17 protein-coding genes and 1 tRNA gene are annotated in these 23711 nt (G+C 44.9%); 8 read left to right on the top strand and 10 right to left on the bottom strand.

Annotated features, from left to right (window positions below; genetic code table 11):
* Positions 1 to 389: 389 nt before the first annotated feature.
* The gene (locus GKS34_RS14730) at positions 390 to 920 is read right to left on the bottom strand and encodes a BBE domain-containing protein (protein ID WP_163385720.1); all 531 of its coding nucleotides are present in this window, start codon (positions 918 to 920) and stop codon (positions 390 to 392) included.
* 35 nt (positions 921 to 955) lie between these two features.
* A complete protein-coding gene (locus GKS34_RS14725) occupies positions 956 to 1120 on the bottom strand; it encodes a hypothetical protein (RefSeq protein ID WP_163385718.1) in 165 nt (54 codons plus the stop codon).
* A gap of 310 nt (positions 1121 to 1430) precedes the next feature.
* Here GKS34_RS14725 and GKS34_RS14720 point away from each other — a divergent pair, with 310 nt between their 5' ends.
* Together GKS34_RS14720 and GKS34_RS14715 are read left to right on the top strand one after the other, a co-directional pair.
* A complete protein-coding gene (locus GKS34_RS14720; RefSeq protein WP_163385716.1) occupies positions 1431 to 2801 on the top strand; it encodes an FAD-binding oxidoreductase in 1371 nt (456 codons plus the stop codon).
* A 70-nt stretch (positions 2802 to 2871) separates the two neighbouring features.
* Positions 2872 to 3750 carry an SDR family oxidoreductase gene (locus GKS34_RS14715; protein WP_163385714.1) on the top strand — a complete coding sequence of 293 codons (879 nt, stop codon included), beginning with the start codon at positions 2872 to 2874 and terminating at the stop codon, positions 3748 to 3750.
* 338 nt (positions 3751 to 4088) lie between these two features.
* On the opposite strand, the gene GKS34_RS14710 is transcribed toward GKS34_RS14715, so the two are convergent.
* A complete protein-coding gene (locus tag GKS34_RS14710; protein ID WP_163385712.1) occupies positions 4089 to 4622 on the bottom strand; it encodes a VOC family protein in 534 nt (177 codons plus the stop codon).
* A 289-nt stretch (positions 4623 to 4911) separates the two neighbouring features.
* A complete protein-coding gene (locus tag GKS34_RS14705; protein ID WP_163385710.1) occupies positions 4912 to 7767 on the bottom strand; it encodes an ATP-binding protein in 2856 nt (951 codons plus the stop codon).
* A 271-nt stretch (positions 7768 to 8038) separates the two neighbouring features.
* Here GKS34_RS14705 and GKS34_RS14700 point away from each other — a divergent pair, with 271 nt between their 5' ends.
* The 3 genes from GKS34_RS14700 to GKS34_RS14690 are packed head-to-tail and all read left to right on the top strand — an operon-like array spanning position 8039 to position 13209.
* Complete coding sequence (locus tag GKS34_RS14700) at positions 8039 to 9535, top strand: sulfatase (RefSeq protein ID WP_163385708.1); 1497 nt, start codon at positions 8039 to 8041, stop codon at positions 9533 to 9535.
* Between the two features lie 14 nt (positions 9536 to 9549).
* Entirely contained in the window at positions 9550 to 11058 is a 1509-nt protein-coding gene (locus tag GKS34_RS14695; RefSeq protein ID WP_163385706.1) for an arylsulfatase, read from the top strand.
* Positions 11059 to 11070: 12 nt separating this feature from the next.
* On the top strand, positions 11071 to 13209 hold the full coding sequence (locus tag GKS34_RS14690) for an outer membrane protein assembly factor BamB family protein (RefSeq protein WP_163385704.1): 2139 nt from the start codon (positions 11071 to 11073) through the stop codon (positions 13207 to 13209).
* Positions 13210 to 13216: 7 nt separating this feature from the next.
* Here the strand turns inward: GKS34_RS14690 and GKS34_RS14685 are convergent, their stop codons facing one another.
* Positions 13217 to 14794: a purple acid phosphatase family protein gene (locus tag GKS34_RS14685; RefSeq protein ID WP_163385702.1), complete on the bottom strand. Its 1578-nt coding sequence runs from the start codon at positions 14792 to 14794 to the stop codon at positions 13217 to 13219.
* Between the two features lie 643 nt (positions 14795 to 15437).
* Positions 15438 to 15511 (bottom strand) — tRNA-Asp (locus tag GKS34_RS14680).
* Positions 15512 to 16017: 506 nt separating this feature from the next.
* On the opposite strand from GKS34_RS14680, the gene GKS34_RS14675 reads away from it, so the two are divergent.
* From GKS34_RS14675 to GKS34_RS14665, 3 genes are all read left to right on the top strand, one after another.
* Positions 16018 to 16743, top strand: coding sequence for a VIT1/CCC1 transporter family protein (locus GKS34_RS14675; RefSeq protein WP_205602083.1), 726 nt, complete (start codon positions 16018 to 16020; stop codon positions 16741 to 16743).
* A 600-nt stretch (positions 16744 to 17343) separates the two neighbouring features.
* Positions 17344 to 17778 carry a carboxypeptidase-like regulatory domain-containing protein gene (locus tag GKS34_RS14670; protein ID WP_163385700.1) on the top strand — a complete coding sequence of 145 codons (435 nt, stop codon included), beginning with the start codon at positions 17344 to 17346 and terminating at the stop codon, positions 17776 to 17778.
* Between the two features lie 36 nt (positions 17779 to 17814).
* Positions 17815 to 18177, top strand: coding sequence for a RagB/SusD family nutrient uptake outer membrane protein (locus tag GKS34_RS14665; protein ID WP_240459311.1), 363 nt, complete (start codon positions 17815 to 17817; stop codon positions 18175 to 18177).
* A gap of 288 nt (positions 18178 to 18465) precedes the next feature.
* Here GKS34_RS14665 and GKS34_RS14660 read toward each other — a convergent pair whose 3' ends face one another.
* The 4 genes from GKS34_RS14660 to GKS34_RS14645 form a co-directional block, all read right to left on the bottom strand.
* Positions 18466 to 19299, bottom strand: a complete 834-nt coding sequence (locus GKS34_RS14660; RefSeq protein WP_163385698.1) for an alpha/beta hydrolase — start codon at positions 19297 to 19299, stop codon at positions 18466 to 18468.
* Positions 19296 to 20483, bottom strand: coding sequence for a patatin-like phospholipase family protein (locus tag GKS34_RS14655; protein ID WP_163385696.1), 1188 nt, complete (start codon positions 20481 to 20483; stop codon positions 19296 to 19298). The genes GKS34_RS14660 and GKS34_RS14655 overlap by 4 nt, the downstream gene beginning before the upstream one ends.
* A gap of 140 nt (positions 20484 to 20623) precedes the next feature.
* Positions 20624 to 22201 carry a phosphoenolpyruvate carboxykinase (ATP) gene (gene pckA, locus GKS34_RS14650; RefSeq protein ID WP_163385694.1) on the bottom strand — a complete coding sequence of 526 codons (1578 nt, stop codon included), beginning with the start codon at positions 22199 to 22201 and terminating at the stop codon, positions 20624 to 20626.
* Positions 22202 to 22324: 123 nt separating this feature from the next.
* Entirely contained in the window at positions 22325 to 23587 is a 1263-nt protein-coding gene (locus tag GKS34_RS14645; RefSeq protein WP_163385692.1) for an NAD(P)/FAD-dependent oxidoreductase, read from the bottom strand.
* Between the last annotated feature and the right edge of the window lie 124 nt (positions 23588 to 23711).

Genomic DNA, 23711 nt, shown 5'->3' with positions numbered 1-23711 from the left:
AATTGGGTAAATTAGTAAAATTAGAATCTATGTCGCTGGCTGGTTACGGGACCCATACTGATGCGCCATTTTTCCTAATCTAAAAAAATTTCATAAATATACCTAAATAAGTAGGAGAATTGGAGTGTAAGCCTACTTAAACAATATCGGTCATTTGCACAGACGCAGAGGTATCCATTTTTGAAAGTTCCTATTTCAAATAGCGACCCAAATTTAGGTCCTCATGCAAATCAGGCCATTGGTATATATAATATCAATGATAAAGCCATTAAACCACACTTCTTTGCCTCAAATCAGAAGATTAAAATCAAGTTGCAGGGCATTTTGAGCTAAATTCCAGTCTGGAAGTAGGTTATATTTCAGCTATAAATCTTTTATAGATACCTTTTTTAAGCTGTATCAAAATAGTTGTGTTTTTTCCACCCATTTGCATTAGGCAGAATGTTATTATTTAACCTGAAGAAATTATCCGGATCGTATTTGTGCTTGAGCCGGGCCAATCGGGAATAATTGGGGCCGTAAGCCGCCTTGACCCGGTCCAAGCCGTCGTCAGGAGAAAGCCAGTTGACTGCGGTGCCCTGGGTATGGGGTTCCACTTCGTCCCAGAATGCCCTGGTCCAGGCAATCAGGGAATCAGCCTCTTCGGGATCCACCCACTGTGGTGTAATGTCGAAATACCATTGCCTGCCCCGGTAGGGGAAGGGAGTGTCTTCTGGCCGCACCCGAGTCACTGCTCCTTTCATTACATTAAATAAAATCATGGAATAGGGACTGATTTCCTTCGTGTTTCTAACGATAATGTCGATCAGTTCATCGGTTATTTCCGGAATGTACCCCATTTTGTTGTACCGATGCATGCCATGAGGTACTGCTGCATCAATACTTTTCTGAAGCTGGACATAGGGGACAGGAGCTATCAAATCGGCCAGGGGTGGTGGTAGTGCTCGAAGCGGTTCTAATTGGCGATTCCCTTCTCTAAATCTCCGGTCCAGCAGATCACGAAACCAAAAACCTTTACCCCATCGGGAAGGAGACGTGCTCTCCTTAGAGATGATTTGAATGCTTCCATCTCAATTTCTGCGATTTTTTTATCGTCTGAAATCAATTCGTTGGTTTTCATAAAAATTGGGTTTTAGGTTGGCAGATTAGATAAGCTCCTTGAGTACTTGGTAGTTGTTACCCTGGTCCCTGGAGCCAAACAAACCTATGGAATAAAGCGAAAAAGGTTTTAACCAAATGTTCCAAAACCTGGTGCAGATGTTCCAATGGATACTGTAGACGACCCCCTCTCAGGCTAACCAGTAAAGATGGAACAATAAGACAAATATTTGAAACATTTATACAATATGTACGGATACAAACCATGTAAATTGAGGTGGATTAATTAAAATTCATTCTTCCATTCATCTTTCACATAAATTCTTTTAGTTATGGAAACGCTGCAAAAAACCCTATCAAATAAAACCTGGGAAGACCTGAAAAAGACCCTGACTGGATTGCTCATATTGCCTGATTCAGAAAATTATGATGCATCCAGGGCGATTTGGAACGGCATGATCGACCGGAAACCTGCCTGTATCATCCAATGTACCGATGTCAACGATGTCGTTACTGCTGTCAATTTTGCAAGGAAGCATCAGCTATTGGTAGCCGTAAAGGGAGGCGGACATAATGCTGCGGGATTTGCCATCTGTGATGACGGAATGGTCATTGACCTTTCCAATATGAAGGAAATCAAGGTAGATCCTAAGACAAGAACGGTAATCGCCCAGCCAGGGGTTTTATGGGGAGAATTTGATAAAGCAACTCAAGAGCATGGATTAGCGGTGACGGGAGGAGCGGTAAGCACCACGGGTATAGCTGGACTGACATTAGGAGGGGGAGTAGGCTGGTTGATGGGAAAATACGGTGCTACCTGTGACAACCTGCTTTCCGCACAACTGGTAACTGCCGATGGAGAAGTTTTGCAGGCCAGCGCAGAAGAAAATCCAGACCTTTTCTGGGCCATCAGAGGAGGCGGGGGGAATTTTGGGATAGTGACTTCCTTTACTTATCAATTGTACCCTGTCGGAACCATCATAGGAGGCATGGTGCTGCATCCCATGGAAAAAATAGAAGAAATGCTGAAGTTTTTCCGAAACTTTACACAAAATGCGCCGGATGAATTAACCACCTATGCTTTCACCATGACAAGTCCTGAAGGCATGCCAATGGCTGGTATGGCATTGTGTTATTGTGGTCACGACCTGAAAGAAGGAGAAAAGCTTATCGCTCCTCTGCGTGCTTTCGGCCCCCCATTAGTGGACATGATTGGACCCATGCCTTATCTCCAGCAGCAGGCCATGCTCGACCAAACGGTGCCCCATGGACAATTCAGTTATTGGAAGGCCAATCAGCTTACTTCCTTAAGCGATGAGGCTATTTCGACCTTCAAAAATCAAATTCCATCCGTAACATCTCCCCGTACCATGGTCCTGATAGAACACCACCATGGTGCCATCAACCAAGTAGCTCCGGATGCGACCGCCTTTAGACAAAGGGAATCTCCCTATGATTTTGTCATTATTTCCTTGTGGAACCAACCCGATGAAAATGATATCCATATTGCTTGGACGAGAAATTTCTTTGAGGCCATGAAGCCTTTTTTTAGCAGTGGTGTATATGTCAATGCGCTTTTCAATGATGAAGGGGCGGATCGGGTTCGGTCTGCCTATGGAGAAAATTATAAAAGGTTGCGGCAGGTAAAACAAAAATTTGACCCCAAAAACTTCTTCAGGTGTAACAATAACATTGTACCCTGACTAAAAATGCCGTATGACAAATAGCGAGTTTTTGACCTTGGAATAATAGTAAACATAACTTAACTTAATCATGAAAACTGTGTTGATTACCGGAACAAGTAGGGGGATCGGGAGGGAAACGGCCCTCGCCTTTGGCCGGGCTGGCCACCAGATTTTTGCCACGATGCGAAACCTGGAAAATGGGGCTGAGCTTATGCGCTACAGCAAACAGGAATCCTTGCCAATTTCCATCCATCAACTGGATGTAGATTCGGATGAATCCGTTGCGCAGTGCATACAGGAGATTGCTTCCGATCATGGGCCCATTGATGTACTGGTGAACAATGCAGGATTTGGGCAGCCTGGTTCGGTAGAAGAAGTGCCTATAGCAGAATTTAAAGCCCTGATGGAAACCAACTATTTTGGAGCCCTTCGGTGTATAAAGGCCGTTCTGCCTAACATGCGGAAAAATAAAAGTGGTTGTATAATCAATATCAGTTCTATATCTGGTAAAATTGCCTGTACACCGATGGGACCATATAGCGCGAGCAAATTTGCGCTCGAGGCGATTACCGAGGCGTTGGCACAAGAGGTAAAGCCCTTCAATATTCGAGTATCAGTAGTTGAGCCGGGAATTATTGATACCGAAGCAGCCGTTAGATGTTCATTAATGATTAATTCCCTTTATCCACAAGTACGTCGTTTTGCCAGATTGTTCGCTGAAGCTCTCAAAACCCCAACACCAGCGAGTTTAGTAGCGGACAAAATATTGGAAATAGCCGAAAGCGGCACATGGCAATTAAAACATCCTGTAGGCCCCGATGCTGTGCCGTTTATTAACTGGCGTGCTTCAATGAATGACGAGCAATGGGTGGATTGGAATGCGCAAGAGGATACCGATTGGTACGATGCCGTAGAAGCTACGTTCGGCATGAATTGCCGGCCAGAGAAACTGGAAAAAGAAAAGTAAACCAACTCAGACCCTTGATGTTTCCAAAACCTCGAGGGTCTTCCCCATTCCGAAAAAGAAAAACGGAGTCGAAGCCCCCATTGGTTGAAGGGGACCTTTGGAGTTTCAAAAAAAACCGTCTTTATCAAACGTTTACGCAATGAACGTACACACAAAAAACCATCGGGGTTGCAAAAACCTCAACGGTTATCCAGCATGCAGACCTTTGGGGTTTTCCCAACCCCCAAGGTCTTTACCAAAGTGTTCACGAAAAAACCTTCGGGGTCTCAAAGACCCCAAAGGTTTAAGAACTTTGAGGTTTCCAAACTCCGTATTTGTTGTTGTGTTAAACTTAAACATTAATAATTCCCCGTAGTAAGCTGTTCGATCAGTTGATTGCCCGCTTCAGTCAGTCCAATTATCTCCGTTGCAACCCCTATTTCTTTATAAGTATCAAAATAAGCAACCCTTGCCACGGGTAAAACCAGGCTTTGGCTGACACTGTACCCCTTGCTTTTCAACTGGTTAACAGCATTTTCAAATGCTTTAACTTGTACTGAATAGGCAATATGCTGAATGCCCCCATTTTTATGATCGGCCAGAAAATCGGTATACATGCTTTTGCCAGAAACCGGCTGGATCAACTCCAACATCGTTCCTCCTGAAATGGACAAATACAGATGAAATTTAAAATCGGACGGTTGTCCCTTATAGGTACCTTCCAAGTCCCGGGACTGTAAATTTTCCATTTTCAGAAAACGCGGAAACCCCATGGTCTCCTGAAAAAATTTGGCAGATTTCTCTATATCTGGGACCACCCAGGCTACTTGCTCAAAATGCTCTCCGAATAAAGTGTTGTTAGCTTGTCTCTTTGTTTCTATTTTTTCTTTCATGACATTTTGAATTTGTTATCTGGGTTAAAGCTAAATAATTACCCTCGTGCGTAGTTAGTACTTAAGTTTCAACTGTTGATACAGATGTTCCAGGTCTGGTTGAAGTTTCCTATTTTAGGAAGGACTCTTACGATAGAATCTTATCCTCAGTTGAATCTCTTTGGAAAAAATGTTCTGGTTCTTTTCAGTTAGTTTTGAAATTTCCACTATGCACTATTCGATTTCAACCCGGATTATGTATTAGATTTCGTTATGAGGGCTGCAATTGCGTGAAAATCAGGTGGTTTTCTCAGGAAGAAATTAGTTCAGATGGTGTCTTACCAAAATGTTTCTTAAAACACCTGTCGAAATAGGATACACTATTGAATCCGACAGCATAGGCCACTTCGGAGACATTTCCAGCTTTTTGTTCCAGCAGGTACATGGCCCGTTTCAGTCGGACTATCCGGATAAATTCAGTAGCCGAACAGTTGGTCAATGCCTTTAGCTTCCGATGGAGGTTGGTCCTGCTCATCCCAATTTCCCTGCTGAAAATTCCCACATCAAAATCCGTATTCGTGAGGTTCTCCTCCAGGATGGCCAAGGCTTTTTTTAGGAATTTTTCATCCGTTGAAGTGACTGCTATTTCTGAGGGCTGCAAGGTGAGCGAACGGCTGAATCTTTCACGAAGCCTTTTCCTGCCTTCGATAAGGTGGTGGATCCGCACCTTGAGTTCTTTCATGTCGAATGGCTTGGTCAGGTAAGCATCTGCACCTGTTTCCAGACCGCTGATTTTGCTTTCTAAATCAGCCCGGGCAGTAAGCAGGACAAAGGGGATGTGGCTGGTCCGCTCGTCGTTTTTTACTTGCTCACTGAGGCTGACACCATCCATGACCGGCATCATCACATCAGAGATGATCAGGTCAGGCATGATTTCAGTGGCCAACCGGAATCCTTCCAGGCCATTTTCAGCTTCCAGCACCTGATACTGTTCCCGTAAACTTTGAGCAATGAAATGCCTCAGGTCTTGATTATCCTCTACTATCAAAACAGCAGATAAAGTACCATTTGAGATTGCTACTTGTTTGGGGGATTTGTTGTTGGTATGATTTGTTTCCTGGGTTATCAAAACAGGGTTGAAAGCGCTTTCTAATTTCTCCAATTCAGCCATCGCTTCTTCGCCGACATGTTCCAAGGTCAGTGCTACCGTGAATGTTGTTCCCGAATTCGGACTGCTTTCCACAGTGATGCTTCCGCCTTGCAGCTCGGTGAGTTCCTTGACCAATGCCAATCCGATTCCCGTACCTTCATAAGCCCGGGTGGCAGACGCCTCCCCCTGGTAAAAGCGGTCAAAAATACGAGGCAACCTTTCGGGACTGATGCCGATTCCATTGTCTGTTATTTTGAATTCCAAATGAACGCTTGAATCCATTTCAGCTATTCTGGATAGGTCGAAATGAACCTTTCCTCCGGTTGGAGTGAACTTGAAGGCATTGATCAACAGGTTTGCTACTACCTTTTCCAACTTGTCCTGATCAAAGTTCAGGTAAATAGGGCCTTTCGGAAAATGGGTAACAAAAGTGATCTGCTTGCTTTCAAACTGGGACGAAAACGTCCCTGCCAGTCTTTTTGAGAAACCGACGATCTCGCCAGGTGCTTTTTCCAGCTTTAATTTCCCCGCTTCCAATTTGGAAAGGTCCAATAATTGGTTGACCAATTGGAGCAACCGATCAGCATTTTTTTTGATCAATTCATGTCCTTCCCGTAGTAAATAATGCGTTTTACTCTTCTCTTCCAACTGATCCAATGTACCTCCGATCAGGGTAAGTGGGGTACGGAATTCGTGGGAAATATTGGCAAAGAAATCGGACTTGGTCTTGTCTAGTTCCAACATTTTCTCGGTTTCGAGCCGCTTGACTTCCATGTCCAGCAGGCTTGTCTGAAGGGACCGTTTGGTTTGGGCGTATTCTATTGCCAGTAAAACAGAAAAGGAAATGGCCGCACAAAATACGGCCAGATCTAGTGTGATGGCTATATCGTAGGGAATGCGTGGAAGTATGTTAAAGAAAAACAGGCAAAATAGTGACCAAAAAAGAAAATTTCCTGACCAACCTAAGAAGACAATCCATGCACCCTTGATTTTTTTCCGGACAGCTCTCCAGCTAACCAAAACCGCAACCGTTGGCCCCGAAATTAGAAAAAACGGCCAATAATAGTTAGCTGCTTCATAGGGCCACTTCCAGGAGGGTATAAACAACAAAGCTGAAACCGTGGCAAACCAAAATAAACCATCCAATTTTTCCCTGGCAAAGGAATACACCGCCTTTATTCCCCATATGATGTACGTGCTGAAAAAAAGGCAACTGATCAATCCGATTACAAAATAGGAATCCCCTTCTCTGGGCATAAAGCGGAAAACATGTTCCAGAAAGTAGCCTAAGGCCAAACTACTGGTAAACAGGCTATAGTAAAGGTTGGTTTTATTGGTTGGATAGGTGAGGAAAAAGAAAAGGTGAAGCAATGCCAGGAACAATAAAAAAGTAGCCTTTCCTACCAGTCTGGAGGTAACTATGGCCCTTTTCTGCAACATGCTTTGTATAGCATTATCCATTTGCCCCAATTGAATAATCAAGGTTGGATTGCCTCCCCAAAGCCCGAGGAAATTCATATAGGGATTTCTTTTGGTAAATGAAAAACGCACCGCCAAAACCTGATTGGGTTGGCCTTGAAATTGAAAGCTGTAAGGGGTGAAATTTGGGTTGAAAAGCACTTCTTTATTGGGGTCCTGACTGACCACCCCCAATGTATGGATCAACTTGCCGTTCAGGTAGATCTCAGATGCTCCTCTTTGGAAAATGGTCAGCGCCAGCGGAATGTTCAATAAAGATTCATCAACATTCAAATGCAATCTAAACCATCCCATTTCAGCAGCTCTCAAATCAGTCAAATAATGGATATCCGTTGTGGGGTCTATAGGAGACCAATTGCTGTCGTCAAAATCGGGATTCGCCCAGGATGGATTATCTCCGGTGTGAAATTTCCAGTTTTGGTTGAGGATAACTTCATTTTCTTTAAAACTATTTAGTTTTAATGCAGTGGATGAATCAGATAAGCCGGGCCTGATTAAACTTAAAAACAAAAGAACGAAAAAAAGTCCTTTCCGCATGTAATCATTTATGTTATGTAAACACGAACGCATATATAAATAACTGATTGCTAAATGTTTACCATGAATATATAAAAAATAATTGCAATTCCACCGTTTACTTTTTTCTTCTTTATAATATCTTATCTATTTCTCTTTGGACTAAGAGATATGCTATAAAATAAAAAGTATAGAATTTGCCGCTTTCACTTAGGTTTATTTTAATTTAAGCGATTTCCCGTTATATTTAAGCCAGTGCTTAATCCCTATTTCAGGCTTAAATTTCAACCCAATGACCAAAATCCGCGCTTTTTTCTTTTACTGCCTTTGTTTTATCCTTTTATTTTCCTGCTCGGAACCAGAAGCTGAAGAAAAGCCTTACAACGTTTTATTCATCGCCATCGACGATTTGCGCCCCGAACTGGGGGTGTATGGCAATGAAATTATTCAAACTCCAAATCTGGACGCTATTGGAGATTCAGGATCGGTTTTTTTGAATCATTACGTACAGGTGCCCACCTGTGGAGCCTCCCGATGCAGCATTTTGACCGGTTTGTTACCGCAGACCACCAATCATCTGCAAAATTCTGCCATTGAACAGTTCCTATCCAACGAGCCGGAAAAGGAACGACCGGAAAGTTTTGTACATCACCTCAAAAGAAACGGCTATTATACGGTCGGGATAGGAAAAATCAGCCATTCGGTGGATGGCTTGTGGTATGGCTATGAAGAAAGCCCCGAAGGAGCCAAAATGGAAATGCCCCATAGCTGGGACGAAATGCTATTCGATGCCGGCAAATGGGGAACGGGTTGGAATGCCTTTTTTGGCTACGCAGATGGTTCCAACCGGCAGGGAAAAGACAATCAGGTCAAGCCTTACGAAGCAGGCGAGGTGGATGACATGGGATATCCGGACGGACTTTCCACCCAACTGGCCGTGAAAAAGCTGAAAGAACTTTCGGCTAAAGGCCAGCCCTTTTTTATGGGGTTGGGTTTGTTTAAGCCTCATCTGCCTTTTACGGCACCCAAAAAATACTGGGACCTGTATAATCGTGAGGATATCCCGCTTTCCGCTTTTCCTGAATTACCCGAGAATGTTCACCCAAAAAGTTTACATGAAAGTGGAGAATTCAATTCCTATAAGTTGGGGGAGGAGAAAGCCGGTCTGGACCGGAAGCTTTCAGATGAGTATGCCCGGAAATTACGGCATGCCTACTATGCTGCCGTCAGCTATAGTGATGCCCTGGTGGGCAAGGTATTGGATGCCCTGGAAGAAGAAGGGCTTGCGGACAATACCATCGTTATAGTATGGGGAGACCATGGCTGGCACCTGGGAGACCACCGGATCTGGGGTAAGCACACAACGTTCGAAATGGCGGTCCGCAGCCCGTTGATGATTAAAGTTCCGGGAATGGCAGCCCGAAAAATTGGAAACGAGGCGCCCGTTAGCAGCATCGACCTGTATCCTACCTTGATGGAGCTTACCGATATTCCCACCGATTTTCCACTGGATGGGCAGTCGCTGGTTTCCCTGATGAAAAATGGGACTGACCCCCAACGAGAGGCCGCGGCTTTTAGTTATTTCAGAAACGGCATTTCCATGCGGACGGATCGGTACCGGCTCACCCATTATTTCCGGGAAGCAGAACCCGCCGTAGAGTTGTATGATCACAAAAATGATCCCATGGAAACAGTAAACGTGGCGGCCGAATATCCGGAAATCGTAGCCGAATTGATGCCCCTTATGGAAAAGGGAAATACCGGCTTATATGCCAGTTCCTCCAACTAAATTAATTGCCCAAAATGGAAAACCAATTGCAACAAATTACTGCTAAATTCTTAGTATTTACCCTATTATCAGTAGCGGTTGCTGCCTGCAGCCCGGCGACCGAAGAGGAAAAGGAGCAGGATAAAAAGCCCAATATCATTTATATCCTGGCCGACGACCTGGGATATGGAGACCTGAGTTTTTTGGGTCAGGAAAAATTCCAAACCCCGCATATTGATGATCTGGCAGCACGGGGCATGGTGTTTACCCAACATTATGCGGGATCCACGGTTTGCGCACCCTCCCGCTCGGCTTTGATGACCGGGTTACATACCGGGCATACGCCGATACGTGGAAACCGTGGTTTGAAAGGGGGACAATACCCCTTACCGGAAGACATTCAAACCTTGCCAAAAGTATTAAAAGATGCGGGTTACGTGACGGGTGCTTTTGGAAAATGGGGGTTGGGCTTCCCCGGTTCTACAGGGGATCCTCTTGTCCAGGGTTTTGATGTATTTTTTGGGTACAATAGTCAGACCATTGCCCATAACTACTATCCAAGAGAATTAAACGATAATGATGCCATCCTTGCTTTGGAGGGCAATCAGGGTACCGACGAGGGGCAGTATGCACCGGAACTGATTCAGGAACGACGATTGCAGTTTATTGAAACCAACAAAGACACTACTTTCTTTCTTTACATGCCATCCATCATTCCCCATGCAGAGTTATTTGCTCCGCAGGAGTACATGGAAATGTTTCTGAAACGAACCAGTCCCGAGCCCCCTTATCAATACGAAAGCTTGCTGGGGCCGGAAATGCCCTACGAAGGGGTGGACGACCCGGATCACCCCCGGTACAAAGTGGGTGGTTACGGATCTCAGCCCTATCCACATGCAGCCTTCGCTGCCATGGTGACCTTATTGGACGATCAGGTGGGACAGATTGTAAGTGCCCTTGATTCCCTGGGTATTTTGGAGAACACCCTGATTGTATTCACCTCCGACAACGGCCCGCACCATGAGGGGGGAGCAGATCCTGACTATTTTAACAGCAATGGTCCCTTTCAGGGATACAAGCGGGATTTACATGAAGGGGGGATTCATGTGCCCATGATTGCCAGCTGGCCAGCGAAAGTGAGGGCGGGCAGCCAAACAGATCATATCAGTGCTTTTTGGGATATTTTGCCCACCCTGGCCGATGCGGCGGGTGCGAGCTATGAACAAGGTATTGATGGAATTTCCTTTTTGCCTACCCTTTTGGGAAAAAGCGGACAGGAGACCCACCACCACCTCTATTGGGAATTTCACGAGCAAGGGGGTAAGCAGGCGGTGCGCATGGGCAAATGGAAGGGGATCCGTTTGGATGTTTTTGACGGCAACCAGGCAATTTTGCTGTATGACCTGGAGCAGGATCCCGGTGAAACCAAGGACCTGAGTGGGGAACATCCAGAAATTGTAGCAGAAATGGATAGCTTGATGGAGGAATCAAGGGTTGAAGACCCGGAATGGCCGTTCAGCTCTAAAATCGAAACCGAAAATTAAGTTTCAGGAACTATGAAAACCACCGATTGCCTTTCAATTTTGATATTACTATGTGTTTGGGGACCTGGATGCACTTCCGAAAACGCTTCGGATACCTACAGCACTTGGGAACAGTACCGGGGGAGTTCCACGGCCGCCCAGTTTTCCAGTTTGGAACAAATCACCAAAGAAAATGTGCACCGGCTTGAACCTGCCTGGACCTTTCATACGGGTGACAAACGCGAGCGTACGCCCATGGAATGCAATCCGATTATCCTGGAAAATACCATGTATCTGACCTCGCCTCAGTTAGACCTTATCGCGCTGGATGCACGTACCGGGGAGGAGCTATGGCGTTTCGACCCGGAGGAGTATGGGCAATCGGGTGGCGTGAACAGGGGCGTTACTTCTTATACGGAAGCAGGTAAAACCCGGATTTTTATGGCGGCCGGTCACCTTTTGTTTGCCCTGGATGCGGCATCGGGAGCCCTGGTAGAAGAATTTGGCGAAAAGGGCATGTTGGATCTTCGCAAAGACCTGGGCCGGGATCCGGAAACCCTTTCGGTAGCTTTGAATACCCCGGGCATTATCTACAAGGATCTGTTAATAATAGGATCGGCAACAGGGGAGGGCTATGATGCTTCTCCCGGACACATCCGCGCCTATTCCGCCAAGACCGGGGATTTTCGCTGGATTTTTCATACCATTCCGCAGGAAGGGGAGTACGGATACGATACCTGGCGTTGGGTGGAAGGCGAAAACTACGGGGGCACCAACAATTGGGGAGGTCTAAGCTTGGACGAAGAAAGTGGATGGGTGTACGTGGCTACTGGATCGCCCACTTATGATTTTTATGGGGGCAACCGCATAGGGGAGAATCTTTACGGGAATTCCATCCTTGCCCTGGATGCCAGCACCGGGGCCTACCAATGGCATTACCAGGCAGTGAGTCACGATATTTGGGATTACGATTTACCCTGTGCGCCTACACTGGCGGATTTTCCCATGGATGGAAAAATGGTTAAGGCGCTGATTCAACCTACTAAAATGGGGGAGTTGATACTCCTGGACCGGGAGACCGGAAAACCGTTACTGGATGTGGAGGAGCAACTGGTGCCTCCTTCCTATGTGCCCGGTGAAGTAGCCCATCCAACCCAAAAAAGGGGCCATGGAATCCAGGTAGTGCCGCAGGGGCTGGATAGTACCTATTTAACAACGATCTCCGAAGAGGCTGCTGCCTTTGCCAAAGAAGAATTCGGCAAATACCGAAATGAGGGCATGTACACACCACCCAGCCTGGAAGGTTCGCTTACCTTTCCGGCCACACGTGGAGGAATGTTGTGGGGTGGCTTATCGTACGACCCGGAAAACCATATGGTGTATGTGAATGCCAATGAAATTCCCATGATTCTCCAATTGCGTAACCTTTCCGGGGACCCGGAAGCGGGAGATGTAGTCAGTGGACCCGGTTCCGGTAGGTACATTTACCTGTCCAATTGTTCCAATTGCCATGGGGCAAATCGGCAGGGTTTGGGAGAGGCTTACCCGTCTCTGACCGACCTGAAGGAACGACACGATCGGGAATCGGCAAGAAAGATCATTACCGCTGGAAATGGGGTAATGCCTGCTTTTCGCGGTTTCGGGGAAGAGGAATTAGAGGCACTAATTAGTTATTTATTGGACGAAGCTCCAGTTAACACTGCTAACGAATCGAATAAGGAAGAAAAGGAAACTATGGATCGGTATGTATTGCAGGGGTTTCGAATCTTTACCGACGAGGAAGGTTTTCCGGCCAGCCGCCCACCATGGGGGACGCTCAACGCTATAGACCTTACCACCCAAACCATTAAATGGAAAGTGCCCTTAGGCGAATATCCAGAACTGAAGGAACGCGGGGTGGCACCGACAGGTACCCAGAACTTTGGTGGGTGTGTGGCTACTGCCGGAGGGTTAGTATTTATCGGCGGATCAGCTGATGAGATGTTCAGGGCTTTTGACGCCGATTCCGGAGAGGTATTGTGGGAATATAAATTGCCGGCAGGCGGTTACGCCGTACCGGCAATTTATGAAGCCGATGGCAAACAATACGTAGTGATTGCAGCAGGTGGTGCCAACCGATTGGGCACTCCTGCGGGCGATGCTTACGTCGCTTTTGCTTTACCTGCTGATTAATTGTGAGTTATTGGTTTTCTTCTTCCTTGATGGTTCCGTTTTCGTCTATTTCCAATTCCAGTCTTTCCCCTTCTTCTTTTTCCAGACGAACGGCAAAGACCAACATGCTCTCTTCTTTTCGGGCACTTACTCTGGAAATGACATAATCAGGATACCTGGTCTGAAGAATCGTTTTCAGGTTTTCCGGCAAGGGATCTTCGTAGGGAATGGTGTTGGAAAATCGCCTTTCTGATATGGCTTCAGATTTTCGCTCAATAAATTTATTGATGCCATCAGCTTGCTTTTCCAGGTCAAACGCATCATACAATTCACCCACAGCAGTGTAGGACTCAAAACTTAATTTATCGCCTTCGATTCTGATCACTTGAAACAATTGGGTGTTTTCGGCGGCCCGGTCCCTTTCGGCTTCGTAATCCTCCCATGCGTTTTTCCGGAGTTCGTACATTTTTCCTCCGCTAACAGACACCACGTATACGGTTCCGGTTTTGTCCCTTGCGTTAACCCCGTCCATTACATTGTCTCCGGGAGACACCCGGCCCCGGGCATAACTATGGTCATGCCCTTGCAGGGCCAAATCCACCTGATATTTGTCAAACAGGGGCTTCCATGCTTCCCGAAGAAGGGTGTTTTCCCTTCCTTCGGAGGCAGAGAATAAGGGGTGATGGTAGGTGACGATGGTCCATTTCTGCGGGTTATTGGCCAGAACCTTTTCCAGCCAGGGGATTTGCTCCGCTTGCATCACATTGCTGTTAAGGGAAATAATCCGGGCATCCTGGTAATCCATATAATAGACCGTTTCGGTTAATTCGTCCAGGCCTTCGGGTCCGTTTTCGGGCAAGGTGAATTGGGGTCGCCATTGCAGTGAAAGCCTGCGTTCCGCATCCGCTCCGTCCCATTCGGGAATGCTGCGGTATTCGTGGTTTCCTGGCGTAGAAACGGAAGGAACCATGCTGTGTATAAAGCCACCTGCTGTAAACCATTCGTGCCATTCCTGATCCCGGTGGGCGGTATTCACCAAATCTCCCGCATGGATGATAAATTTGGCATCCGGTGCCTTTCGATATCCTTCCCGAATCAGACGGGCCCAAAGTTCCAGAATGTAATTTTGCGTATCACCCACATAGAGAAAGGCAAAGGGTTCGTCTTTATCGCTGGAAGCAGTACTAAATTGAATCCATTCGCTCCAGGTGTCGCCATCGCCCACCCGATACCCATAGATTGTATTGGGTTGCAAGTCGGTAAATTTCACGGAATGGTAATGGGCTTTTACCCGAGCCACTTCCACCGTAGAGGCATCCAATAATTCCGTTTTGGCAGGGAGCGTTTCCGCGTTCCGCCAAAACTTGGGAGCCCCATCCGCTATGGCGATCTCTGCAAAGGTGTTGCTGACGGTAGTGTCAGTGCGCCAGGTTACGCTGGCCTGACTGGCCGGATCCTCCCCAAAATTCAACACAATCCGGTCTGGGTAATCGGAGGGTTTGCTCCATTCTTCGCGAAAGGTAGGGGCTTTGTATACACGGTATTCCTGCGCCATGCTCCATTGGCAGGCAGTTATTAGTAACAGGGCAAAAAGAAGGTTTTTCATTTTTCGGGATGTGCTTTGAAATGATTTTATGTAAGGTACGAAAATCACTTTTGGATTTCAACGTATTAAAGAAGCTAAGCTATTAAACGAGGATTACCTTATCGTTAACTAAGTGGTAAGGAACGATGAAAAGAGCCAGATTGCAGCTTGTCATAGGTAAGGGTTTACCGAGCCTTGGGTGAGATCTTATCCGCTTCTTCTAGTAACATTAACAAGAATATAAATCGAGTAGTGAAAGAAATTAGATCTGGTAAAAATCTCTCGCCCAAAAGGATTGATTGCCTAAGAAATGTCAAAGCTATTTTCTTCCAATCGAAATAGGTAGTAAAAGCGAATGAAATTGGAAATCAAAATCTTCCGGGTAAGGCCCACCTAGGGCGCTTGATTTTCATGTAATACGCTTTTTCACGGATCGGGAAATCCAGATCAGTAGAAGCTTAATAAAGCCCTTTTGATTACAGCTTTTTGGCTTACTATTCCTTCGGGATGATATTCAATTAATCTCCCTACTTTTCCGCTTGATCCTTGATCCCTCGAACCGGCGACCTTCCTGACGGGTCGGAACATGCTAACCAGCTGGGGCTGGGATTGGGTTAGGAAATGGGTGAAATCAAAAAAGCCCCGGAAAACCGGGGCTTTTAAGCGGAATGGACGGGACTCGAACCCGCGACCTCCTGCGTGACAGGCAGGCATTCTAACCAGCTGAACTACCACTCCAATATTTTATATTTCTAAAGTTCGAACCGGCGCCCTTCCCGACGAGTCGGGACATTCTAACCAGCTGAACTATTAGAATTCCTTACTAAATTGTCTGAAGCAGCCTTTGGTCCCGATGACAATCGGGATGAAATACCACTTCTAAATCTTTTTCAGTTAACAATTAAAAGAATCTTTTTCCTTGTCCTGAATATTCCCTCTCTTTTGAAGTGATGCAAAGGTAGGAGAATGTTTTTTTTCACACAAGGGCATGATGAAAAAAAAATCAAGGTTCGATTTATTAGTTTCATTCTCAATGAGATTCATTTAATTGATGGATCAAAATTTAATTCAAAAATTTGAAATGGTAGGAAAAACGGGTTTAAGGAATTTAGCAAGCAGCCCATTTTAATTAAAATTACGGGCCGACGATACCCATTTTTTGGTTTTGGAAACCTTCATTAATTAAAGTTTATAGTTACCTTTCTAGTTGGTATTTGCTGTTTTGATAAACAATCCGAATAAACATGAAAGAATCAGAATTACACCAGGAAATTCCTTTTTTTAAAAATCTTCAGGAATATTTGCGGGAATTTGTTTATGGGGGGATAGATGGGGCAGTCACCACTTTTGCAGTGGTAGCAGGGGCCGTTGGTGCCAATCTTGATCCTATGGTTATTATTATTCTTGGATTTGCCAACTTGTTTGCAGATGGGCTTTCCATGTCGATAGGAGCTTATCTATCTTCCAAATCTGAAAAGGAAAATTATGAAAAACATAAAAACATAGAATATTGGGAGGTGGATAATTTGCCCAAAAAGGAGCGGGAGGAAATCGAAGAAATCTACCAGGAAAAAGGTTTTGAGGGTGAATTGCTCCAGCAGGTGGTGGATGTCATCGTCTCTGACAGGGATCGGTGGGTCAATGAAATGATGAAAGATGAACTCAACATGATGGAAGAAACCAAAAGTCCTTTCAAAATCGGTTTGGCTACATTGATTTCGTTTATTTTGATAGGTTTTATTCCCTTGATGGTATACGTATGGGATTATTTTTTCACCACCGCCTTTGACGTTTTTTTCTGGACTTGCTTGCTGACTGGAATGGCCTTTTTATTTGTTGGTACCCTAAAAAGCTGGGTAAACCAAACGGGACTCCTACGAAGTGTCACCGAAACACTTGCTCTAGGTTTTGTCGCGGCCCTTGTAGCGTATTATGTTGGGGATTTATTGGAAGCATTCCTGCTTAAATAAAAAAAGGAGCCGTTGGTTTGCAAGGGCTCCTGGTATGGGTTTATAGTAACTGACTACAGCTATATTTTTTAGGCAACATGCCTCACTGTGTAAGTATTTATATACTTAATTTTTAAACTTAACAAAATCAAGCGGAAGGACAATGTACTGGTGCACTTATTTGCAATAAAAAATATAAAATGATATTTTGTATTGATATTTAAGCATTCGAAGAATAAAATTTCATAAGTTAAAGGTTACCGACCCGTTTTTAAGTGTATTAATAACATTTAAAATGGTTTTTTTCATCTCTTTAGATGCCTTGCTGGGTATTCAAATGAGGAAAGGGTCTTAAGGTTAACGAATTAGTGACTGAAACCAATAGAACGATAGGATTATTTTAGTAGCTTGTGTTTGTCGTTAATTTTACTCGGTTCCTAACGGAATTTATTTTGCAAAGCCTTTGATTTTTTATTATAAAATGACTAAAAATAATTTGAAAAGGAATGAAAGTATTCAAAAATGGTGTCCTTTATTGTAGTTTGTCATAGAAAAGTGATAATAATTTGGCATTTTACGAAAGTTTATTAACAATTACCATAAAGCCTAAAGTAGTAACCTATGAAAAACCTAATCAAATTTTGGTTGAACCGGATACCTTTTTGGTCCCTTTCAGCCAAAGTATGGGCCATTGCGATGTTTTACTTTTTCAGAAATTCTCTTTTTGCTCAGCAACGGACCGTCACGAGTACCGTTACTTCAGCCGATACAGGAGAAACGCTTCCCGGAGTAAACATCCTTATTAAAGGAAGCTCGTTTGGATCCGCCACCGATATCGATGGAAACTACCGCATTCAGGTGCCATCGGCCGATGCCATATTGTCATATTCTTTCATTGGGTTTGAAGTAAAGGAGGTTCGTGTTGGTAACAATAGCACCATTGATACTGCTATGGAACCGGAAATGTCTGCACTTTCTGAGGTTGTAGTGGTGGGTTATGATACGCAGGAGAGGGCGAAAGTTACCGGCGCGATTTCTTCTGTGAGTAGTGAATAGATCCGGGCACTTCCGGTCCCCAACTTGGCTTCTGCCATGCAAGGCCGAGCCGCGGGTGTAAGTAACCAATGCTGCCGCCCCCGGAACAAGCCCCATTGTCAGGGGTCAGTGGACAGGCCTAGTTGGAGAAAATATCCGGCCATCTACAAAAGGGAAAATGAAGATACCAACTCGGGGATTAATTTTCGGGTTATACGCTATGCGGATGTTTTTTTGATGATAGCTGAAGTGGAAAACGAAACCTCCGGACCTGCGGCATCCCTGCCTTACATCAATCAGGTGAGAGCCAGAGCAGACGTGGACATGCCTCCCTACCCAACCGCTCAGTTTCCAACCGGATCCCAGGAAGAAATGCGATTGGCCATCATCCACGAAAGAAGGGTAGAGCTGGCTGGATAGCAGGTTAGAAACCGGGAGATAAGAAGGTGGAGAAGGCAGGGAGTATTGGCATCCGAACCCATCCCTGTATATCAGTCGAGAAACAACGTATTGCCTATTCCATTGGTAGAAATTGACAATGACTCCGCCTTATCTACCTCCGATCAGAATTCCGGTTATTGATAGGAGCTAACAGCTAAATAAATTCGGAAGCCGCTACAGATTTGTAGTGGCTTTTTTACTGAGTGTTTTTATTTTCTTCTTTAAATAATCACAAGTTAGGTTGCCGTTTATTAAATTCAAACAGGTTTAGTTCGACTGAGGCATAAGACCTGTTTTTCGTAGAAATGCCTCGGTTTCTTCAAGGGTTTGCAGGTAGATTTCTTTGTTGCGAACATTAAAAAAACCATGGCCTTCGCCCTCATAAAGGATCAATTCGCAATAGCTCCCCACTTTTTTCATGACCATGGCATAATATTGAGCAGTGACTACAGGGATCAACTGATCGTTGGTGCCTAGAAAAAAGAGGGTGGGAGGGGCGCCTTCAGACAGGTTATGAAGTGGTGAAAAATCTTTGTAATGAGCTCCTATTCTTTCGTACCCGTATCCACCAGGTCCGTTATCAATAACCGGGTTGAAAAGAACCAATGCCGCGGGTTGGGTACTGATTTCGGGATCTTCTTTTCCGTTAAATCCGGAAATCAGCGCCGTGGCTGCCGCCAAATGACCTCCTGCAGATCCTCCGGATGCAATGATCTTGCTGGTGTCGATAGCCAGTCGTTCCGCATGTAGTTTAAGATATCGGATCGCTGATTTGGCATCTTCCAGGGCATCAAAGGGGCTGGTTTGTTGCCTGCTGCGAACCCGGTAGTCCACCAGCACGGTAATCAGCCCTTTCTGAACGAAATGTTCGGCATGGGGCCGGAATTGTTCGATGCTGCCCTGATTCCAACCTCCCCCGAAAAAGAAGATCATGGCGGGTTTGGGCTTATCGTTGGTGTCCGGAAAATAAATTTCGAGTGCTAGACTATCTTTGCCAGCCACTTTATACACCTCTCGTAGGGAGGTTTGGGCGGAAGCAAAAAAAACAATTCCCGGCCAGATGACGAAGGGGAATAAAAGGAAGAAGACTTTTTTATTCATGTAAGGATGGTGTTATAATTTGCTCCCCGATTTTTTATTAGAGAGAGTGCTTTTTTTGCCTTGTCTATGCCGTGGGCGTGCCTTTTATCAAATAGTGATTTGGTTGAAACCAGGCTGTCTCCAAGAATGCCCGCGTCCGGCTGAATGATAATGGTTTTAAATGCGCGCAGCGGTTGTTGGGTTCGCTGCTGTTTTTTGTAATCATAATTGAAAAGCTCCCTGGAATTACCCACTTGTTGAAGGATATCGTTGATTCTCAAGTACTCTCGAATATCATTGTTGAAAATTTCGCTTAGGCTGATGTCTGTCAATGCACGCAGGGCTATCTGTGCAATGTTGCGGTTTTCATAATTCTCAGGTATGGGGTCATGAGTGTTGCAGTTTATGATGAGCAGGGTGTAGTCATGATCGGGGTCATTGTGGATATCTTCCAGCACATCTCCCAATGGCGAAACATTTTTAATACCTCCGTCTACTAATTGTTTTAAGGGGCCATGGGTAGTCTGTACTTCCGGTACAGGAGCCCAGATGATGGGGATAGCCGAAGAAGCCAGCACTCCTTGCTGGAAATCCTCGTCTGAGGCAAATTCTTCTGCTTTTACAGAATAATATTTTCCGTCGTTTAGCGATACAAATCCGCATCGAAACGTGCTGCTTTTGACCAGTTCCCGTTTCAATAAGCTTTTTAACTTTTTCTCAAGTGGACCATTATCAGCCAGGGCCTTGAACTGGTTGAAATTAACAGAAAATTCATCCGAAGCCTGTCTTAGCGTTTTTTGCAAAAAATCCCGTTGTTTCCTTTTGGAAAATAGCAGCGGCAGAATTTGCCAGATCGATAAATCGGGTCTGAATTCAGGAAGAAAGGTATCGAAAAGGAAAGCAGGGTCTACTTTGAATTCCACGTTTTCGGAATCAGACCTTGTATCGATAAAATCGGAAGTGTAAATTTCCTCAACCCCGTACTTACGAACTTTTTCCCAAATAGCGCATAATTCTTCAAACTGATGGCTTGCTATCAGCGAACCATTCAGAGAGCCTACAGAAACCCCCGCCACACAGTCGAAATCCATTGACTCTTTATCCACCCCTAGTATAGGCCAATGTTCTTTCAGGTAATGTAAGGCCCCTATTTGAAAAGCCCCATTGAACCCTCCTCCGCTTAAAACCAGCGCTAATTTTTTCATAGTAGAATTTGGGTAATTATCTGCTAAATTGCAACTTTATATTTTAAAATGACCGGATCTTCCCGATCAGCTAATTTCCCAATTCTTTGAAGGGGTTGTTTTTCGTATATTCCGAAATACGTTCTATTCGATGCGCTCAATTAATGGGGGCCTGCATGAGTGATATTTCTATCAACCTGTTGTTCAAATTGTTTGAAATTTTCTTTAAAGAGATTGACTACTTTGTTTTTCACTTTACGAAATTTATCCTGATCCTCCCAGGTATTTTCCGGTACCAAAATTTCAGCAGGGACCCCTGGACAAGTCATCGGTATGGTCAGCCCAAACTCTTTTTCTTTATGAACGGCTACGTCATTAAAATCGCCATGGTGAATGGCATCCAGAATGGCCCGGGTGTACTTGAGTTTGATTCTTGCCCCCAGTCCGTAATCGCCACCGCTCCAGCCGGTATTGACCAGCCAGGCATTCACCTGATGCGTTTTCATTTTATGAGCCAGGAGTTGGGCGTAGGTGTTGGGGTGCCACATCATAAATGCCGCCCCAAAACAGGCGCTAAAGGTTGCCTGTGGTTCTTTGACTCCCATCTCCGTACCAGCCACTTTAGCTGTATAACCTGAAATAAAGTGATAACTGGCCTGTTCGGGGCTGAGTTTGCTCACTGGCGGTAACACCCCAAAGGCATCGCAAGTAAGAAAAATGATGTTTTTAGGATGCCCAGCCACACAAGGGATCTGGGAATTGGAAATAAATTCGATGGGGTAAGAAGCCCGGGTGTTTTGGGTAATGGAAGTGTCGCTGTAATCTACTTCGCGGGTAACGGGGTCAAAAACCACGTTTTCCAAAACCGTACCGTAGCGAATGGCAGCAAAAATATCCGGTTCGTTTTCTGGGCTCAGATCAATGGCCTTCGCATAGCAGCCACCCTCGATATTAAAAACCCCTTCCTTATGCCAGCAGTGTTCATCATCTCCTATAAGTTTTCTTTTTGGATCTGCACTTAGCGTGGTTTTGCCAGTGCCGGATAATCCAAACAGCAATGATAGATCCCCGTGTTTGCCAACATTGGCGGAGCAATGCATGGGCAAGACGTCCCGCATGGGCATCAGGTAGTTCATAATAGAGAAAATGCCTTTTTTCATTTCTCCGGCATATTCTGTCCCGAGAATAACGACTTCTTTTCTTTCCAGGCTAAGCCCAATGCTGGTTTTGGAAGTCATGTTGGTGGTAAAATGGTTGGCAGGAAAGCTACCTGCATTAAAGATAGTATAGTCAGGTTCCCCAAAGGTTTTCAATTCCTTCGCAGTGGGCATAATAAGCATATTTTGCATAAACAAGGCATGGTAAGCCCTCGTGCAGATAATCCGGATTTTTAAGCGGTATTCCGGATCCCATCCGGCAAATGCATCTACTATGTATAGATGATCGCGGGTATTGAAATAATCGATGGCCCGTTCTCTATTTACTAAAAAAGTATGTTCATCCATTTCAAAATTCACAGGACCCCAATCAATGTTTTTTTCGGAGGCAGGATGCCTTACGATGCGTTTGTCTTTTGGACTTCGCCCCGTTTTTTTACCGGAATAAACCATCAATGCACCCTTATTAGAGATGGCGGACCCTTTTTCCAGGCGCAATGCCGATTCGTACAGAATGGCCCGCTCGCTATTTCTAAAAGTCTTGGTTAATTCTATACCGTAGGCCTGTAAATTAAAATCCATAAATTGTTTTGGTTTTTATTTTTTTAAATTTGAAAATACAAATTCATCCATGGATTTTCAAATTTGGCATAAATAATAAAACCTGACTACAATCAGGTTTTATTGCTTTTAGAACCGGGTCGGCTACATTTTCCCTCTTAGCATCTGATTCCAATAGAGGTAAGGAAGGCCGTATTTCTTTAGGAGCCACATCGGGTACAGTTCTTTAGAAGTATCAAATAGCTTACTTAAAAGTGGATCGCTATCCCGGACATTGTTGTATTTAAATTCGGCCAAAACCATTTTTCCATAGCCCGTAACCAGCGGACAACTGGAATATCCTTCGTACAGTTTCTCACCCAACTTATTGTGTTTGATCAATTGAATCAGGTTATTCGCGACGACGGGCGCTTGCTTCCGGATCGCTGCTCCGGTTTTTGCCGTAGGCAGTGCAGCAACATCACCCAAAGCGAAAATATCCGGATAGTCCAGGTGTTGCAAGGTGTTGATATCTACCTTTACCCAACCCTTTGAGGGACCTTCCTGATGGGCTATTAGGGATTCCTGGATAAACTTGGGCGCTTCCTGGGGAGGAGCCAGGTGCAACATTTCGTAGGGCATAACTATTTCTGTTTCCCCCACAATTTCCTCGTTGATGCTGCTATCTTCTGTCCCAATACAACTATTGATACCGGACTGGGAATATTTGAAGTGAACCTTTTTGTTTTTAGAATCAATTTTTACCGGCGTATAAAACGGTTTGAAAAAGATATCTCGCTCCTGAATGATTTTGTTCAGCGTGTCTGCAAAATCCTTTACCCCAAAAATTACCGTTCCAGGGGTGGCAAAGATAACATTGGACTTTTTACGCAGCCCATGCTTCCTCAGGTAATCCTCGGTCAGATACATGATTTTTTGAGGTGCTCCACCACATTTTATGGGAGTGGCCGGCTGGGTGAATACGGCATTGCCTCCTTTGAAATTTTGCAAAACCTCCCAGGTGTACTCAGGATCTACGTAATTGGAACAAACTCCGCCTTTTCCCAGACTCTCTCTTAATCCCTCGATCCCATCCAGGTTCATGACCAGTCCCGGAGCTACCACCAGGTAATCGTAGGTAAACTGTCCGGAGGATTTTGTGCCAACTGTTTTGTTTTCGGGATCAATCGATGTAGCGGAATCCTTTATCCAATCCACTCCTTCAGGAATGTAATCCGCTTCCTGCCGAATGGTTTTCTGCATATCGAAAGTGCCAGCACCTACCAAAGTCCAGGCGGGTTGGTAATAGTGCTTATCCGAAGGTTCTATAATTGCCATCTGCAGGTGCTTATCCGCCCTTTTTAGCCTGGCGGCCACCATGATTCCTGCTGTGCCTCCACCTACAATTAAAATTTTATATTTCTTCATTGGTTTTTTTGGTTGATTGTTGCCTAAAAAAAGGAAGAAATACCGAATAATTATGTAATAAAGATCACAAAGGGAAAAAGTAGTTTAAGGGATTCTGACGGGAAAAATTCGCCGTTGAGCTAAT

This window comes from Cyclobacterium jeungdonense (genome assembly GCF_010994275.1).
Lineage (GTDB): Bacteria > Bacteroidota > Bacteroidia > Cytophagales > Cyclobacteriaceae > Cyclobacterium > Cyclobacterium jeungdonense.
This window is presented reverse-complemented; position numbering and strand designations above follow the sequence as displayed.